Genomic DNA, 16,075 nt, shown 5'->3' with positions numbered 1-16,075 from the left:
AATCTACTTGTTCTTTAGTTTATTCGCGAAAACTTTCTTTACTTTTTCGACTTTTGGACGTGCTACCAACTGACAGTACATCTCATTTGGATTGTTATTGTAGTAATTTTGATGATAATCTTCCGCTTGATAGAATTTATCTGCTTTTTCTATTGTAGTAACCAATGGAGAATCGTAAGCCCCCGATTTATTCAATTCATTGATATAATAACGGGATTTTTCTTGCTGCTCTTGGTTAATTGGGAAAATCGCTGATCGGTATTGTGTTCCAATATCATTACCCTGACGATTCAATTGCGTAGGATCATGCATTGTAAAAAACACTTCTAATAATTCATCAAATGAAATTTTAGTCGTGTCATAAGTTATTTTTACGGCTTCCGCATGGCCTGTCATTCCTGTACAAACCTGAGCGTATGTAGGATTTTCCACATCACCACCAATGTAACCCGAAACTACGGTATCTACACCATCTAATAACAACAACGGCGCCTCAATGCACCAAAAACAGCCTCCTGCTAAAATTGCAACTTCTCTATTTTCCATTTTACTTCCTTCTATTTTTACGTATTCCTTATTCAGTTTGGCCTTGCTTTGACAAGATAACATACCGAATATTGAAATGCTTAATATGATTATTCTAAAAATTTTCATATCCCCACGAAATTAAATAATAAAGGCGACATACATCGATGTCGCCTTTTCAAATCTTGTATAAGATCCAAATTATTTAGCTGCTATGTAGTTTGCTGCTACTGCATCCCAATTGATTACATTGAAGATTGCATCTAAATAGGCTGGACGTTTGTTTTGATATTTTAGGTAATAAGCGTGCTCCCACACATCAATACCTAAGATTGGAGTACCTTTTACTTCTGCTACATCCATTAATGGGTTATCTTGGTTAGGTGTAGAAGTTACAGCTAATTTACCTTCAGTAGTAACGATTAACCAAGACCAACCAGAACCAAAACGAGTAGCCCCTGCATTTTGCAATTGAGTTTTCAATTCAGCGAATGAACCGAAAGCTTCATTTATAGCATCCGCTAATTCACCAGTAGGCTCACCCCCTGCGTTTGGTCCTAAAATAGACCAGAATAATTTGTGATTATAGTGACCACCACCGTTGTTACGAACAGCAGCTGGGTATTTGCTAATGTTAGCCAAAATATCTTCTAAAGAAGCATTTTCAGCGTCTGTACCAGCGATAGCTTTGTTTAAGTTGTCAACATAAGCTTGGTGGTGACGATCATGATGGATTTCCATCGTTTCTCTATCAATATGTGGTTCTAATGCGTCATTTGCGTATGGTAACGCTTCTAATTCAAATGCCATAGTTACTTATTTTTTAATTATCGAATTTTAATATTAAAATACAATACGAATATAACAATTCGTCAGTCGTAATGTTTCATTTTAATGCCATTTTGTGGAAAAGTTTATCGTTTGCTTTTGAAAAATCTTTTCATCAGCTCACTACACTCGGCCTCCATGATACCTGATGTAATTAGTGTTTTGGGGTGCATTATTTTCGGATTTACAGAAGCATATCCACGTTTCTCATCTTTTGCTCCGTAAACAATACGAGATATTTGTGTCCAATATGAAGCTCCGGCACACATTACACAGGGTTCTACGGTTACATACAAGGTGCAATCCTTTAGATATTTACCTCCTAAAAAATTTGCTGCTGCTGTGAAAGCTTGCATTTCAGCATGTGCAGTCACATCATTGAGACGTTCTGTGAGGTTGTATCCCTTTCCTATTATCTTACCCTGAGATACTATTACCGCGCCTATTGGCACTTCATCTTCTTCATAAGCTTTTTGGGCAAGCTTAAAAGCTTCCTTCATATAGATTTCATCTACATTAACACTTTCTGCTTCCTCTTCAAAATTATATATTCTCATGCTACATTAATTTTGCCCCATTCGGCAATTCTCGTTCTACACTAGTCAAAACAATATCGCCATTTTCGTCAGCAAAACCTGTAACTAAACACTCGGACATAAATTTTCCGATTTGTTTTCTTGGAAAGTTTACTACAGCTACAATCTGTCTTCCGACCAATTCTTCCTTGGTATAATGTTTAGTGATCTGTGCACTGGATTTACGAATCCCGATCTCTTCACCAAAATCTATTTGCAGTTGATAAGCAGGCTTGCGAGCCTCTGGAAAATCATTCACTTCTAGTATCGTTCCTACTCTTAAATCAACTTTTTCAAAATCCGCCCAACTAATTTCCATTTTACTTGTTACAATCTATTACTTGAAAGATCTGCTAATTGTTTTGAGAGTGTGAAGATAATATACTCTTGGGTACGTTTCAAACGTTTTGATAATCTATTAATAAGTTGGGGTTCTTCCCCTTCATTATACGAAAGATCATCAGCAGACAAATGATTATATTTGCGTTGAAGCTTTATTTTAAGAATTTCCCAATCGGAATTAGTAATTTTAAGGCCTGACATAATTTAATGAATGAATTTATAATTTTACTGACTAAAATAACATTTATAATATGAAAAAAGCAATATTATTAGGATTATTCGTCGCTAGTGCATGCACATTTTCTGCAAATGCACAAGATCTAAAGCTTGGGGTAAAGGCAGGCTTTAATGTCGCGACTTTGAAAACAGATAAAAGCATCTTTGATAATAACAATAGTGTAGGCTTTTTAGCAGGTATTTGGGGAAGAATTGGTGGAAATCAATTCCATATTCAGCCAGAGGCATATTTTACGAGCAAAAGTGCTACTATTCATCCTGATGCAGATAATGCAGGAAGCGACTTTGTAAAAGGCGACTTGAAATTCACGAATATCGACGTGCCTATTTTATTAGGAACTAAATTTCCAGTAGGCCCTATTAAATTGAAATTACAAGCAGGCCCATTATTCTCTTTTGTAGTAGATGAAAATAACTCGTATAAAGACAACGTAACAGGTACTATAAATGAAGGATTGAAAAATTACAAAGATAAATTTTCTTCATTAGTAGTAGGGACAGGAATTGACTTCAGTAAATTGATCGTGGATTTACGTTATGAATACGGTTTAGGTAATATCAGCAGAAACGAAACTGCCGGTAAGCAAACCTTAAATCTATGGACTATCAGTGTTGGTTATAGTTTGTTTTAAAATCTATATTATTTAATTAAAAGGTTCACCGAATAAAGTGAACCTTTTTTGGTAAATGAAGGTACGTGTTAATCTACAAAAGAGATTACTTAGAACAATTCTAAATTATATCTTTTTTATGTGTTTAAAGTCATTTTAATAAATGATTAGGTACTTTTGCAAGAAAAATTTAAACATTAAAGGATAATGAGTAGTAAATCAAAGCCGCTATTTAGTTCTTCTCTAGGTAAGAAATTAATCATGAGCTTAACAGGACTATTTTTATGTTCGTTCCTGGTAATCCACTTGATTGGTAACTTACAGTTATTTAAGAATGACGAAGGCTATGCATTCAACAATTATGCGTATTTCATGACGCACTTCGCTCCTATTAAAGTAGTTTCATACTTACTTTATGCTTCTATTATCATTCACGCTGTCTACGCATTAATCTTGACAACAAAGAATAAGGCAGCAAGACCTATTGGTTACAACCAATCTGCAGGTAATGAAAACAGTAAGTGGAACTCACGCAATATGGGTATCTTAGGTACTATTATTTTAGTATTCTTAGCTACACATATGCAAAACTTCTGGTACCAATACAAATTCGGTACTACACCTTACATCGAGTACAACACAGAAGTAGCAACAGGAAATCGTCAAACAATTTCTTCAGACGAATTACCTGCAACTTACGATGGTGTTAAAATCTTCGAAAACAATGGTGTAGAAACTGTTCAAACAAAAGATTTGTACAAGCAAGTAGCTTATACATTCCAAAATCCTTTCATCGTATTATTATACGTAGTAGCTATGGCTGCGTTGGCATTCCACTTAATTCATGGTTTCCAATCTGCATTCCAAACTATAGGTTTCAACCACAGAAGATATATTGGATTCGTTAAGTCAGTAGGTATTTGGGTATTCGGTGTGATTATCCCTATTGCATTCGCTGCAATGCCATTGTATTTCTTTTTCAAAGGTTTGTAATCTCTATTTAAAAATAAAGATATGTTAGATTCTAAAGTACCAGCAGGCCCATTAGCCGAGAAATGGTCAAAACATAAATTCAACATGAAGTTGGTGAATCCTGCCAACAAACGTAAGTTTACTATTATCGTAGTAGGTACAGGATTAGCAGGTGCTTCTGCAGCTGCTTCATTAGCAGAGCTTGGTTACAACGTAAAAACTTTCTGTTACCAAGATTCACCACGTCGTGCGCACTCTATCGCTGCTCAAGGTGGTATCAACGCTGCTAAAAACTATCAAAATGACGGCGACTCTGTTTTCCGTTTATTCTACGATACGATCAAAGGGGGTGACTACCGTGCTCGTGAGGCTAACGTATACCGTCTTGCTGAAAACTCAGTAAATATCATCGACCAATGTGTGGCACAAGGTGTTCCTTTCGCTCGTGAATACGGAGGTTTATTAGATAACCGTTCATTCGGTGGTGCTCAGGTTTCCCGTACGTTCTACGCACGTGGTCAAACTGGACAACAATTATTATTAGGTGCTTACTCCGCTTTGAACCGTCAAATCCACAAAGGAAAAGTTAAATCTTACACTCGTCACGAGATGTTGGATTTAGTAAAAATCGATGGTCAAGCTAAAGGTATCATCACTCGTGATTTAGTAACGGGTAAAATCGAAGCACACGAAGGTCACGCTGTATTATTGTGTACTGGTGGATACGGTAACGTATTCTTCTTATCTACAAATGCAATGGGATGTAACGTAACAGCTTCTTGGAGAGCTCACAAACGTGGTGCATTCTTCGCAAACCCTTGTTACACACAGATCCACCCTACATGTATCCCAGTTACTGGTGATCACCAATCAAAATTAACGTTGATGTCTGAGTCATTACGTAACGATGGTCGTGTATGGGTTCCTAAAACAAAAGAATTAGCAGCTAAATTACGTAAAGGTGAATTAAAACCTGCTGACATCAAAGAAGAGGACAGAGATTACTTCTTAGAGCGTAAATACCCTTCATTCGGTAACTTAGTACCTCGTGACGTAGCTTCTCGTAACGCGAAAGAAATGGTAGATGATGGTCGTGGTGTTGGTAAAACTGGATTCGCTGTATTCTTGGATTTCGCTGATGCTATCAACCGTATGGGTGAAGATACTGTACGTGCTAAATATGGTAACTTATTTGACATGTATGCTAAAATCACAGACGAAAATCCATACAAACAACCAATGCGTATCTACCCTGCTGTTCACTATACAATGGGTGGTGTATGGGTTGACTATAACTTGATGACTACAGTACCAGGTTTATACTGTTTAGGAGAGGCTAACTTCTCTGACCACGGTGCTAACCGTTTAGGTGCTTCTGCGTTGATGCAAGGTTTATCAGATGGTTACTTCGTAATCCCTTACACTGTAGGTGACTACTTAGCTAACTTAGGAAGTTTCGCTCCTGTTGATAAAAATCACCCTGCTTTCGAGCAAACTCGTAAAGAGGTAGAAGAAAACATCAACAAATTATTATCACTTCGTGGTACTAAGACTGTGGATGATATCCACAAAGAATTAGGTCACATCATGTGGGAATACTGTGGTATGGCGCGTACTGCTGAAGGCTTAACAAAAGCTAAAGGTTTAATTCAAGACTTGAAAAAAGAATTCTGGACTAATGCTAACGTATTAGGTGAGAACGAAGAAATGAATATGTCTTTGGAAAAAGCTGGTCGTGTAGCTGACTTCATCGAATTAGGTGAATTGATGGTAGACGATGCTTTGAACCGTGCTGAGTCTTGTGGTGGTCACTTCCGTCTTGAATCTCAAACTGAAGAAGGTGAAGCTAAACGTGATGACGAAAACTTCACTTACGTAGCTGCTTGGGAATACAAAGGAGAAGGTCAACCAGAAGTTCTTCACAAAGAAGAGTTAGTATTCGAAAACGTTAAGTTAACACAAAGAAGTTATAAATAGGTCTGAGATATCAGATGTGAGATATTAGATTTTCTTCTGTCTCACATCTAAGCTCTCAAATCTCAAATCATATATAGATATGAGTAATCACATGAATTTAACGCTAAAAGTTTGGCGTCAAAAAAATGATAAATCAACAGGTCAATTCGTGACTATTCAAGCAAACAATATCGCGGATGATATGTCATTCTTAGAAATGCTTGATATCGTAAATGACGATTTGACTCGTAAGGGTGAAGACCCTATATATTTCGATCACGACTGTCGTGAAGGTATCTGTGGTATGTGTTCATTGGTAATCAATGGCCGTCCGCACGGTCCTAATCAAGGCACTACAACTTGTCAATTGCACATGCGTTCATTCCACGATGGTCAAACTATCGTAATCGAACCTTGGAGAGCCGCAGCTTTCCCTGTGTTGAAAGACTTAGCAGTAGACCGTACAGCGTTCGATCGTATCCAACAAGCTGGTGGTTACGTAAACGTAAACACTGGAGGTGTACCTGATGCTAACGCTATTCCTATTCCAAAACGTATCGCTGACGAGGCTTTCGAATCTGCTACTTGTATCGGTTGTGGTGCTTGCGTGGCAGCTTGTAAAAACGCTTCAGCTATGTTGTTCGTATCAGCTAAAGTGTCTCAATTTGCATTATTACCTCAAGGTCAAACTGAACGTTATGAGCGTGCTCAAGCGATGGTTGATCAAATGGATGCAGAAGGTTTTGGTAACTGTACTAATACAGGTGCTTGTGAAGCTGAATGTCCAGTAGGTATCAAATTGACTAATATCGCAAGATTAAACAGAGAATACTTAACAGCTAAAATTTTCCGTCAAGAAGACGTTCACGCTTAAGATTATTCTTTACGATAAAAAAGGCTTGTCTAAATAGACAAGCCTTTTTTATTGAATAACAATGGATTGGGTGAAAATGAATTTTTAGATATAATTATTTATATTTGATTACTACATTATAACCTATCATGCTACCAAACCAAATAACAAAACTATTCGTAGTTTTAATTAGCCTTGTATTATGCATGCCATTACTTCATGGGCAATCGATTAATGTCGATAGTTTATTAAAACGTGTACACCCGACTAATCCTGATTCCATAAATGGTCAGATATATTATGATCTTGCACGTAATAATTATGCTAATGACACTAAAAATGCATTACAATGGGCGAAATTGGGAACAAAATATTTTTCCAAAACAGAACACACTCATCTAATGACCCGCTGTATGAATTTGGAAGCAGTTTGCCTATTCATACTTGATAGACATGAAGAAAGCATTGGCCGTCATTATGAAATACTCAAGATAAGGGAAGAAAAAAAAGACACTTTAGGAATTGCCGAAACCTTGCTGAATATAGGTAATGTATATTATCGAGGCCAAGATAAAGAGCAAGCCATCAAATTTTACCACAAAAGCCGCGACTATGCTTTAAAATATAATAATATCAAGTTATTATCCAGTTTAAACAATAATCTAGGAAATTATTATAAAGATAAATATCTCGAAACAGGCAAGGATAAAGATAAGAATGCCGCTATAAAACATTTAAAAGAAGCAATTTTATACAAAGAAAAACTTAGCACAGATCGCACTTTAGAAAAAACTTACTGCATTTTGGCAGGGGTTTATTTTGAAGCCAAAGATTACACAAAAGCCTTGCATTTTGCCGAGAAAGCTAATGAGTTAGCTCTTCATTATAAGAATGATGAAGCTGTTGGAAGTAGTAAAATGTATATAAGTAAAATTGCGTTTGCTCAAAAGGATGCGAAATTAGCAGAAAAAACCTTAGATGATTTGTATAGCTACATTGCAAATAATAAAGCCTTTCACATTTTGAATATGTATGATGAGGAGATGGTTATTTTACGGGACAAAATCCGAAATTTGAGATCTAATACGCAGGAAATCGATTCTGTCCAAGAAACTAACTATAACAGCCTACTTCTTTCTCGTCAAAAAATACGAGAAGAGCTCAATATCAAATACGAGACAGAGAAGAAAGAATTAGAAAATGTCAATCTTTCATTAAAAAATAAAATAGCACAAGATAAAGCGGAAAAAAACAAGTTAATTAGCATAATATCTTCAGTTTTCGCTTTAGCTTTACTCTTACTTATTTTGAATCTAATCAAGAAAAATAAAGCGATTTCAAAATCCGAACAATCTATCAAGCAACAAGCTGCTCAATTGTACGAACAAAACAACATGTTAAAACAATCAGAAGCTTTTAAGGCAAAATTGTTTTCGATCATTTCGCATGACCTTAAATCGCCCATCAATTCCCTTAGCTTAATCGTACAGATGTCAACAGAGCAGCAGCTCTCACTAGAAAATTATGCTTATTTGATGAGTAATGTCAAACAAGAATTGGATATCACATCTAATTTGCTCAATGATCTCCTATTTTGGTCTAAAGCACAGATGAAATCCAATTCGGTCAAATGGGAAGATTTTGACTTAAATTTGATAACAGAAAAATGTATAATCACATTATCCTCCAGTATAAGAGTAAAACAATTACATGTAAGAAATAATCTGCCAAAAGAATTTATTATTACAGGAGATGAAATGCGCTGTGAATTTGTGATTCGAAATATACTCCACAACGCCATTAAATACAGTGAGTTTTACCAAGAAATTGAAATTGGTGCTCATGATAAACATATTGTTTGGGATTTCTACATAAAAGATAATGGAGTTGGAATTTCGGACGACCATTTACAAAAGATGTTTCTTCATGACGAATCCAGAAAAAGTACGAAAGGCACATTAAATGAACAAGGAGCTGGAATTGGACTGTTGCTTTGTTATGATTTTGTAGAGAGCTTAGGCTGGTCGTTAGAAGTAGAATCAGAAATCGGTCAAGGCACGACTTTTCACATTTATATTAAGAAAAGCAAGGTACAAAACAGCGTGAACGAAAATAAAACTGGAAATAAAACAGCGTATCGATTGAATTAATTAATGATTCGAATAAGTTAGATATCCTTATCTTTGTCCCTATGGATATAAATAAGGGACTTTTAGTAAATATTGTATTGCTGATACACATGGCGCTTACTGGCATCATGTTGTTTCGGTTATTCAAATTGAAGAATGCGACTGGTGGCCAGCTTATCTTAACCTTTATTGCTTTAACTATTCCTGTAATAGGGCCCTCAGCATTGATTGCTTATTATAACAATCAAGCTAAAAAGCAGCAAGTTGCAGAAACAAATAAAAAACAAGCCTTTACAACTTCACGGAAGTACAAAAAGATAAAGAATAAGTAATTATCCTTTTGTTAAGTCAATATCCGTTCTAAAATTGCCGTTTTCGTCTTCAATAAAAGACATTGGCTTTTCAGGATTTTGAATGATTTCGAACAATAAGAACCCCCACGGTTTCCAGAAATTCTCCAATACCTGTCCGTAAGTTTTCACTACCCAGTTATCAAAGATTGGTTTGAGTGTCCAATCATTCAACGGCATTGGTTCTACAAAGACTTTTTGCGGAGTTTCCATGTAAGTATACTCTGGCAAGCGATTGAATAAATAAGCCGAATAGAAATATCTTGCACAAATTTCCTCAAATTGCACTGGATGCAATTTCTTACCTTCAACTTTTGCTAACACTTCGTCATGATAAATCGCATGCGTACCATTATCTTGCAGTGTCGCAATAATCGCAAAATTCTTCATACGCAAGGAGAAAATCAACGTATTGATTTCATCACGATACAAAAATGTATTATCCGCATTATCTACCTCAAAAATCTGAACCGTAAAAGGATTTTTATGCTCAAATTCCATCGGAACAACAATAGACTGCAACATAGCATGCAGATTACGGAATTTATGTACCAAAGCTTGTGAGAAATTCATCTCTTCACCAGACATCACCGCTTGACGAATACCAGCTTGAATCTCATTAAACACAACACCATACAATATTTTGGCTACCCATTGAAAAAGAGTTTCTTGCGAAAGTTCCTTCACCGCAGCGTATCCATTTTGCATCGCACGCTCGACTTGTGATTCAACTTGTTCAAAAGCCAAGGCTGCATTCGCGGAACAAGGTAGTTGCAACTGCTTGTACGTCACAAAACTTTCATCCAACATTTTAAATGGTTTCTCCTCCAAAAAAAAAGCATGCATCATCCAAACTGGAAACACCTGAATCTTCTCATCTGCCGAAGTCAACTTCTCTCCTGTCAAAAAACACGTCGTATTATCAAATTTGAAATCTAAAAATGGATTGTAGAGTTTTGTTGTCATATCGAGAGCAAAGGTAATACAATTCTTACGTTATTGAATCCTTACTTTTCCTTATTACGATGAAGTGACGAAAAAAATAATACTTTTAAAGAGCAAGACATCTTTAGCGCTTTCAAGTTGCAAAAATTAAAGTTATTTTAGGCTCATAAATAATGCATACACCTAAAACCATCACATGAAGAAGCTTTTTAAAACCTTATATTTCCAAGTAATCATTGCCATCCTAATTGGTATTGCTTTAGGTCATTTTTATCCCGATTTAGGCGTTGCACTGAAACCTTTTGGTGATGGTTTTATCAAGCTTATCAAAATGATTATTGCTCCATTAATCTTTTGTAGTATAGTATTGGGTATTGCAGGAATGCAGGACGTAAAAAAGGTGGGAAAAATAGGTATTCGGTCGATGATCTATTTTCAAATTACCACTTTTACAGCTATGTTTATAGCACTACTCGTTGTCAATCTAGCTCAACCTGGTGCTGGAATGAATATCAATGTAGCGCATCTCGATACTTCTCAAGTAGGAAATTACATTGAAGGAGGCAAAGAGCAAAAAGGTATAGTTCAATTCTTACTCAACATCATTCCTAATAACATTATTGGCTCCTTAGCAGAGGGAAACATTCTTCAAGTATTATTCTTTGCAATATTATTAGGTTTTGCTTTTGCTAAAATGGGTGAAAAAGCAGAGCCTGTAAAAGTTGTTTTCCAATCTTTTCTTGATGGTATTTTCTTAGTCATCAAAATGATTATGAAAGTAGCACCTTTAGGGGCTATGGGGGCCATAGGATTTACTGTTGGTCGATATGGATTAGATATCCTAAAATCTCTAGGCATGATGATGCTTTGGTTTTATGTAGCTTGTTTAATTTATATATTCGTTTTTATAGGATTAATCCTATATCGCAATAAAATCAATCTATGGAAATTCTTAGAATACATTAAAGAAGAACTTCTAATTGTATTGGGCACTTCATCTTCAGAATCTGTGTTACCCGCAATAATCGAGAAACTAGAACGCGCAGGATGTAATAAATCCGTAGTTCGCTTGGTTATACCAACTGGGTATTCATTCAATCTTGACGGGACTGCTATTTATCTGACTATGGCTTCCGTGTTCTTGGCTCAAGCTATCAACCAACCCATGGGATTAAGTGAACAACTTTTCTTATTATTCGTCCTAACTTTCACGTCTAATGGTGCTGCAGGTGTTACAGGCTCAGGATTTATTATCCTAGCTGCTACTCTGCCTGTTGTTGGGCATATTCCAGTAGAATCGATTGCTATTGTATTCGGAATAGACCGTTTTATGAGTGAAGCACGTGCATTAACTAATATTATTGGAAATGCTACCGCAGGTCTTGTAATGGCGAAATGGGAAAATGAACTGGATATGGAACAGTTGAATAAGGTGTTGAATAAAGAAGAATTGACATCGGAATAAAATGAAGCGAGTACATCTGCTCTTATTAATAATTGTTTTAATTCTTGACCAAGTAATCATAGGTTTTGAATTAAGTACATACTTACGGTTCTTTTACAAAGCCTTTATTGATTCCGATTCTCATTAGTTACTATGCTTGTAGTGTTAAGAAGAAGAAGTGGTTATTTATATCAGGCTTAGTACTAAGTTTCTTCGGTGACTTATTTTTAATGTTTTCGGGAGGATTTATTTGCAGGTCTAGCAAGTTTTCTAATCGCACATATTCTCTATATTTTAACCTTCAAAAAGCTATTCAAAAGACAAAACTTATTGTACCTTCCTGCAATATTGCTTTTTATAATTGGCTTATGTAGTTTCTTATATCCGCATTTAGGAGCAATGAAAACACCAGTATTCTTATATGCAATGACCATTGGCACAATGCTATATGTAGCTCTTGGCACCAATAAGAAATGGTTAATTATTGGCGCTGGATTATTTGTTCTATCGGACTCGATTTTGGCAATAAATATATTCTATCAAGAATCCTTATGGGGTAGCTTAGTTGTGATGATGACTTATGTCCTAGCACAATATTTCTTGGTAAAGGAGATGATAAAAAAAGAGATCGAATAAAAATACTTATGCAAAGCTATTAGTATACACATACTAAAACTATAGCACAACACAATAAACCTTTCGTATTTTAATAATACACTTGGACATTTTGGGGTAATTGATTAATCTATATAATTAAATTAATTATTGTATATTTAATTGGATAAATAACCTATTATAATCCTTCAAAATGAAAAAAACTCTTCTTTTACTTACCCTATTAGTCTTTTTATCAACAACTAATGGTCAAGAACAATACTTAAATAAAGATTTCGGATTTGAAGCTGTTATTCCTAAGGAATGGTCAGTTTACAAGGAAACTCCAGCACCTACGAGTAATTATATGATTATAGCTTGGGGTATGCCAAAATTATATTCCGAAATGGAAAAGGAGGAAATAGAAAACTCCGTATCTATTACCTGTATAAAATCACCTAACATCAAAGATGCAGAAGACTTAGCGGAAAAAGATTATAAAAGAGTAAGTGGATTTGCACAAAAAATTCACCGTCAAAAAGCAGATTCTAGTGAGATTTTAGCATACTATACAAGTAGTATTATAAAAATGAAATCTTATGTTACAAAGCAATATTTCATTCATAGAAATGGTATTGGTTATATAATCAATTTCACCGCTACTCCAGGAACATTCACAACAAATCAACCAAAGTTTGAAGAATTCTTTAAAACAGTTAAGATTGAATAAATTTCATTAATAAAATAGCTAACCTTAAGGTTTTTAAAATATAAAAAAATCTATGGAAAATGGTTACCGAAAGCATCTTAGATAAAACAAAGCTAGCCATGGTAACTAAAAAAGAACTTAAGGAATTTATTATTTTAGGTATTCGGATTTTATTCTTTATTGTATTTATGTTCTATGGAGTTGGAAAGCTAACAGGTGGACAATTCGGAAATCTTACACCAGAGGAACTTAATACGCCTATTAAAGAGTTAAGCTTATTCAAAATTGGCTGGTATCTTTTCGACCATCAACCTTTCAAAGCCTTTATAGGAATAAGTCAAATTGTTGCTGCATGTCTATTACTTTTTAACAGAACATTTGTTTTAGGTTTACTCATTTTGACACCTATAATACTAAATATTCTAATAATAGATCTTACGATTATGCCCTATAGTTTAAAAGTGAGTTTCTTATTTAGACTGTCAACTTATTTGCTTTATATAGCTTTTATTATATGGTATTTTAGATATACATTTTTAAATGTATGGAATAAGATACGAGGAATTCGCAATTTTGAAAATCCAATTAAATTAAAATGGAAGTATGCTTATTTAATTATAATTGTCCCACTATTAACTTATCTTCCAGAAATCTTCATGTTTATATATGGTTTGGTATTCCATACCGATAAGATTATAGAAAACATCCAACAATCATTCAAATAGTTTACATCATCTCAAATGGAGAAATATCTTACCATTAGATTTCTCACTTCGCTACGTTTCGTTCGAAATGACGCATAAATCCTTCTTTATCCTACACTAACTTTAAAATCCTGAAAAACCAAAGGCGCATTCACTGTTTGACCTTCTTTGGTTTTTACACCTTTTAGTTCTGAAGTTTTGCCTTTTTCTAAGAGATTTTTCATTTCTTTCTCTTCAAGGAAAACACCATTTAACGTACGCCAGATTTTAAAATCACAACCTCGCGCATAATGATCGCATTGCGCGACTTTATCGTACAAATGAATATTTCCCGGCTGGCATTTTGGACATTTGATTTTACCTTTTTGTTGGGGTTTTATCTCCTCTTGCGGAATCGACATACGAAGTTGTAAAAGTTCTTTGGTGATTTTTACCGTATAATCCTTGATATGCTTCATAAAGACATCATATGACACTTTATTAGCACGCATTTCCTCCAATTTCTGTTCCCACTTACCAGTCAATGTCACTTTAGCAATCGAGCGGTCTTTGACCAAATTATAAACTGCTAATCCTTTTTCCGTAGGAATCAATTTCTTCTTATCACGTTTGATATAATCACGTTGAAACAATGTTTCAATCGTTGCAGCACGTGTCGCGGGTGTCCCCAATCCACAGTCTTTCATCGCCTGACGCATCTCCTCGTCTTCGATTTCCTTACCCGAAGTCTCCATTGCTTTCAATAAAGAAGCCTCAGTATGTATGGGTCTAGCCTTCGTAAAACGTTCAGATAACTCTAGGGAAAGAATTTCCAACATTTCTTCTGCTGTCAACTTAGGCAACTGCGCATTTTCATTGTCCTGATCATCATTGTTTTTATCTTCATCAGGAAGCTCGACTTGATCTGCAGACAAACGCCAACCGTATTGCTTTATCACGGTTCCTTTGGCAATCAACTCCACGCCTGCTGCGTCAATGGTCACAGTCGTAATATCTTTCAAACAGACTTCCGAAAAACTTTCGACCATACGCTTCGCAATCATATTGTAGATATTTTGCTGCTCCTTGAGCATCGGACCCGGTTTCTCATCCGTCACCAATAAAGCGTGGTGATCCGTTACTTTTTTATCATCGACAGAACGTTTATTAAGCTTTGCGCCAATTAAATTACGCGAAATAGCAGCAATACTTTCATCTGCTGTGTCCGCTAAATGCTGGAATAATGATTCAATTTGTTCAAAAACATCTTCACCAATATAACGCGAACCTGTACGAGGGTAAGTAATCACCTTTTTCTCGTATAAAGTTTGGGCAATACTCAATGTTTGATCTGCAGAATAACCATACTTTTTATTGGCATCTTGTTGCAACGAAGTCAAATCAAAAAGCAACGGAGGTTGTTCTTTGGTTTCTTTAGCTTCCACTTTAACGACTTTAGCTTCCGAACCAACCGTTATTTTAGCAACAGTTTCTTCGGCTACATCTTTTTTATCGATTTTATCTGAAGTAGCTTTAAACGATATATTATCTTTTTCAAAACCTGCCTGAATCTTATAAAAAGCCTGCGGTTTGAAATCCTTATTCTCTAAGTAACGTGAACAAATCATTGCCAAAGTGGGCGTTTGTACACGTCCTAAGGACAATAATCCTTTATTTCCAGCAGCCAACGTAATAGCTTGGGTAGCATTGATACCAATCAACCAGTCCGATTCCGAACGGGAACGCGCAGATTGATACAAGCTGTCGTATTCTGTACCATCTTTCAGATTAGCAAAACCTTCTTTAATAGCTTTATCGGTTTGAGAAGAAATCCACAAACGCTTGAAAGGGACTTTAGATCCTAAATAATAATAGATATTGCGAAAGATTAATTCACCCTCGCGCCCAGCATCCGTTGCCACAATGATTTCTTCAGCTTTATCCAGCAAGCCTTTGATGATATTGACTTGTTTCAAAGCGCCCGTATCATCAACTTGCTTTCCGTCTTTACGAATTTTCTTTACCTCTAAGCCAAATTTTTGTGGGATAATAGGCAAATTAGCTACTGACCAAGTGTTATAGCCATAGGCTTGAGGCGTACACAACTGCACCAAATGCCCAAAAGCATAAGTGAAGGCATAACCATTTCCCTCAATATATCCATCTTTCACATCCTTCGCCCCCATTACACGCGCTAAATCTCGAGCGACGGAAGGTTTTTCTGCTATTACTACTTTCATATATCTTTTAGACAAGAAATTTGAGACAAAAGACAATAGACTAACTATTTATCTTTCATCTCAAATCTAACATCTGTTTATC

General features: G+C 35.6%; 16 protein-coding genes and 2 pseudogenes. 11 read left to right on the top strand and 7 right to left on the bottom strand.

Going from position 1 to position 16,075, the window contains the following annotated elements; genetic code table 11:
- Positions 1–3 precede the first annotated feature (3 nt).
- The 5 genes from msrA to H8B04_RS00150 all read right to left on the bottom strand — a co-directional run bounded on the left by msrA (position 4) and on the right by H8B04_RS00150 (position 2,471).
- A complete protein-coding gene (gene msrA / locus H8B04_RS00170; RefSeq protein WP_223815175.1) occupies positions 4–546 on the bottom strand; it encodes a peptide-methionine (S)-S-oxide reductase MsrA in 543 nt (180 codons plus the stop codon).
- Between the two features lie 180 nt (positions 547–726).
- Entirely contained in the window at positions 727–1,335 is a 609-nt protein-coding gene (locus tag H8B04_RS00165; protein ID WP_165289843.1) for a superoxide dismutase, read from the bottom strand.
- Positions 1,336–1,439: 104 nt separating this feature from the next.
- On the bottom strand, positions 1,440–1,910 hold the full coding sequence (locus H8B04_RS00160) for a nucleoside deaminase (protein WP_190301077.1): 471 nt from the start codon (positions 1,908–1,910) through the stop codon (positions 1,440–1,442).
- A gap of 1 nt (position 1,911) precedes the next feature.
- Positions 1,912–2,247, bottom strand: coding sequence for a tRNA-binding protein (locus H8B04_RS00155; protein ID WP_165289841.1), 336 nt, complete (start codon positions 2,245–2,247; stop codon positions 1,912–1,914).
- A gap of 8 nt (positions 2,248–2,255) precedes the next feature.
- Entirely contained in the window at positions 2,256–2,471 is a 216-nt protein-coding gene (locus H8B04_RS00150) for a hypothetical protein (protein WP_190301076.1), read from the bottom strand.
- Positions 2,472–2,521: 50 nt separating this feature from the next.
- Here H8B04_RS00150 and H8B04_RS00145 point away from each other — a divergent pair, with 50 nt between their 5' ends.
- The 6 genes from H8B04_RS00145 (at position 2,522) to H8B04_RS00120 (ending at position 9,360) form a co-directional block, all read left to right on the top strand.
- On the top strand, positions 2,522–3,139 hold the full coding sequence (locus tag H8B04_RS00145) for a porin family protein (protein ID WP_190301075.1): 618 nt from the start codon (positions 2,522–2,524) through the stop codon (positions 3,137–3,139).
- A 186-nt stretch (positions 3,140–3,325) separates the two neighbouring features.
- The gene (locus H8B04_RS00140) at positions 3,326–4,111 is read left to right on the top strand and encodes a succinate dehydrogenase cytochrome b subunit (RefSeq protein ID WP_165289838.1); all 786 of its coding nucleotides are present in this window, start codon (positions 3,326–3,328) and stop codon (positions 4,109–4,111) included.
- Positions 4,112–4,132: 21 nt separating this feature from the next.
- Positions 4,133–6,067 carry a fumarate reductase/succinate dehydrogenase flavoprotein subunit gene (locus H8B04_RS00135; RefSeq protein WP_165289837.1) on the top strand — a complete coding sequence of 645 codons (1,935 nt, stop codon included), beginning with the start codon at positions 4,133–4,135 and terminating at the stop codon, positions 6,065–6,067.
- 79 nt (positions 6,068–6,146) lie between these two features.
- Positions 6,147–6,920 carry a succinate dehydrogenase/fumarate reductase iron-sulfur subunit gene (locus H8B04_RS00130; protein ID WP_206366760.1) on the top strand — a complete coding sequence of 258 codons (774 nt, stop codon included), beginning with the start codon at positions 6,147–6,149 and terminating at the stop codon, positions 6,918–6,920.
- A gap of 185 nt (positions 6,921–7,105) precedes the next feature.
- Complete coding sequence (locus tag H8B04_RS00125) at positions 7,106–9,049, top strand: ATP-binding protein (protein ID WP_190301074.1); 1,944 nt, start codon at positions 7,106–7,108, stop codon at positions 9,047–9,049.
- A 41-nt stretch (positions 9,050–9,090) separates the two neighbouring features.
- Positions 9,091–9,360, top strand: a complete 270-nt coding sequence (locus H8B04_RS00120) for a hypothetical protein (protein WP_165292233.1) — start codon at positions 9,091–9,093, stop codon at positions 9,358–9,360.
- Here H8B04_RS00120 and H8B04_RS00115 read toward each other — a convergent pair whose 3' ends face one another.
- Complete coding sequence (locus H8B04_RS00115; protein ID WP_165292232.1) at positions 9,361–10,344, bottom strand: hypothetical protein; 984 nt, start codon at positions 10,342–10,344, stop codon at positions 9,361–9,363. It abuts the gene before it with no gap.
- 175 nt (positions 10,345–10,519) lie between these two features.
- Between H8B04_RS00115 and dctA the strand changes: the two genes are divergently transcribed.
- The 5 genes and pseudogenes from dctA to H8B04_RS00090 all read left to right on the top strand — a co-directional run bounded on the left by dctA (position 10,520) and on the right by H8B04_RS00090 (position 13,795).
- Positions 10,520–11,788 (top strand): C4-dicarboxylate transporter DctA, encoded by a 1,269-nt coding sequence (gene dctA / locus H8B04_RS00110; RefSeq protein ID WP_190301073.1) that lies wholly within the window; start codon positions 10,520–10,522, stop codon positions 11,786–11,788.
- 104 nt (positions 11,789–11,892) lie between these two features.
- Positions 11,893–12,141, top strand: a pseudogene (locus H8B04_RS17375) (hypothetical protein); the annotation flags it as partial.
- Positions 12,026–12,403, top strand: a pseudogene (locus H8B04_RS00100) (lysoplasmalogenase family protein); the annotation flags it as partial. The pseudogenes H8B04_RS17375 and H8B04_RS00100, both read left to right, overlap by 116 nt.
- 172 nt (positions 12,404–12,575) lie before the next feature.
- A complete protein-coding gene (locus tag H8B04_RS00095; RefSeq protein WP_190301072.1) occupies positions 12,576–13,091 on the top strand; it encodes a hypothetical protein in 516 nt (171 codons plus the stop codon).
- 98 nt (positions 13,092–13,189) lie between these two features.
- Positions 13,190–13,795 carry a DoxX family protein gene (locus H8B04_RS00090; RefSeq protein ID WP_165292228.1) on the top strand — a complete coding sequence of 202 codons (606 nt, stop codon included), beginning with the start codon at positions 13,190–13,192 and terminating at the stop codon, positions 13,793–13,795.
- Positions 13,796–13,881: 86 nt separating this feature from the next.
- Here the strand turns inward: H8B04_RS00090 and H8B04_RS00085 are convergent, their stop codons facing one another.
- Positions 13,882–15,993, bottom strand: coding sequence for a type IA DNA topoisomerase (locus tag H8B04_RS00085; RefSeq protein WP_165292227.1), 2,112 nt, complete (start codon positions 15,991–15,993; stop codon positions 13,882–13,884).
- Positions 15,994–16,075: the final 82 nt, after the last annotated feature.

Origin of the sequence: Sphingobacterium litopenaei, assembly GCF_014692495.1 — a bacterium.
In the GTDB taxonomy this organism is placed as follows: domain Bacteria; phylum Bacteroidota; class Bacteroidia; order Sphingobacteriales; family Sphingobacteriaceae; genus Sphingobacterium; species Sphingobacterium litopenaei.
The sequence above is the reverse complement of the archived record's forward strand: the minus strand, read 5'-3'. Positions and strand labels throughout refer to the sequence as shown.

Bases quoted from the DNA above. Each gene is read 5' to 3' on its own strand.
- msrA (WP_223815175.1), bottom strand. From the start codon at position 546: ATGGAAAATAGAGAAGTTGCAATTTTAGCAGGAGGCTGTTTTTGGTGC.
- H8B04_RS00165 (WP_165289843.1), bottom strand. From the start codon at position 1,335: ATGGCATTTGAATTAGAAGCGTTACCATACGCAAATGACGCATTAGAA.
- H8B04_RS00160 (WP_190301077.1), bottom strand. From the start codon at position 1,910: ATGAGAATATATAATTTTGAAGAGGAAGCAGAAAGTGTTAATGTAGAT.
- H8B04_RS00155 (WP_165289841.1), bottom strand. From the start codon at position 2,247: ATGGAAATTAGTTGGGCGGATTTTGAAAAAGTTGATTTAAGAGTAGGA.
- H8B04_RS00150 (WP_190301076.1), bottom strand. From the start codon at position 2,471: ATGTCAGGCCTTAAAATTACTAATTCCGATTGGGAAATTCTTAAAATA.
- H8B04_RS00145 (WP_190301075.1), top strand. From the start codon at position 2,522: ATGAAAAAAGCAATATTATTAGGATTATTCGTCGCTAGTGCATGCACA.
- H8B04_RS00140 (WP_165289838.1), top strand. From the start codon at position 3,326: ATGAGTAGTAAATCAAAGCCGCTATTTAGTTCTTCTCTAGGTAAGAAA.
- H8B04_RS00135 (WP_165289837.1), top strand. From the start codon at position 4,133: ATGTTAGATTCTAAAGTACCAGCAGGCCCATTAGCCGAGAAATGGTCA.
- H8B04_RS00130 (WP_206366760.1), top strand. From the start codon at position 6,147: ATGAGTAATCACATGAATTTAACGCTAAAAGTTTGGCGTCAAAAAAAT.
- H8B04_RS00125 (WP_190301074.1), top strand. From the start codon at position 7,106: ATGCCATTACTTCATGGGCAATCGATTAATGTCGATAGTTTATTAAAA.
- H8B04_RS00120 (WP_165292233.1), top strand. From the start codon at position 9,091: ATGGATATAAATAAGGGACTTTTAGTAAATATTGTATTGCTGATACAC.
- H8B04_RS00115 (WP_165292232.1), bottom strand. From the start codon at position 10,344: ATGACAACAAAACTCTACAATCCATTTTTAGATTTCAAATTTGATAAT.
- dctA (WP_190301073.1), top strand. From the start codon at position 10,520: ATGAAGAAGCTTTTTAAAACCTTATATTTCCAAGTAATCATTGCCATC.
- H8B04_RS00095 (WP_190301072.1), top strand. From the start codon at position 12,576: ATGAAAAAAACTCTTCTTTTACTTACCCTATTAGTCTTTTTATCAACA.
- H8B04_RS00090 (WP_165292228.1), top strand. From the start codon at position 13,190: ATGGTAACTAAAAAAGAACTTAAGGAATTTATTATTTTAGGTATTCGG.
- H8B04_RS00085 (WP_165292227.1), bottom strand. From the start codon at position 15,993: ATGAAAGTAGTAATAGCAGAAAAACCTTCCGTCGCTCGAGATTTAGCG.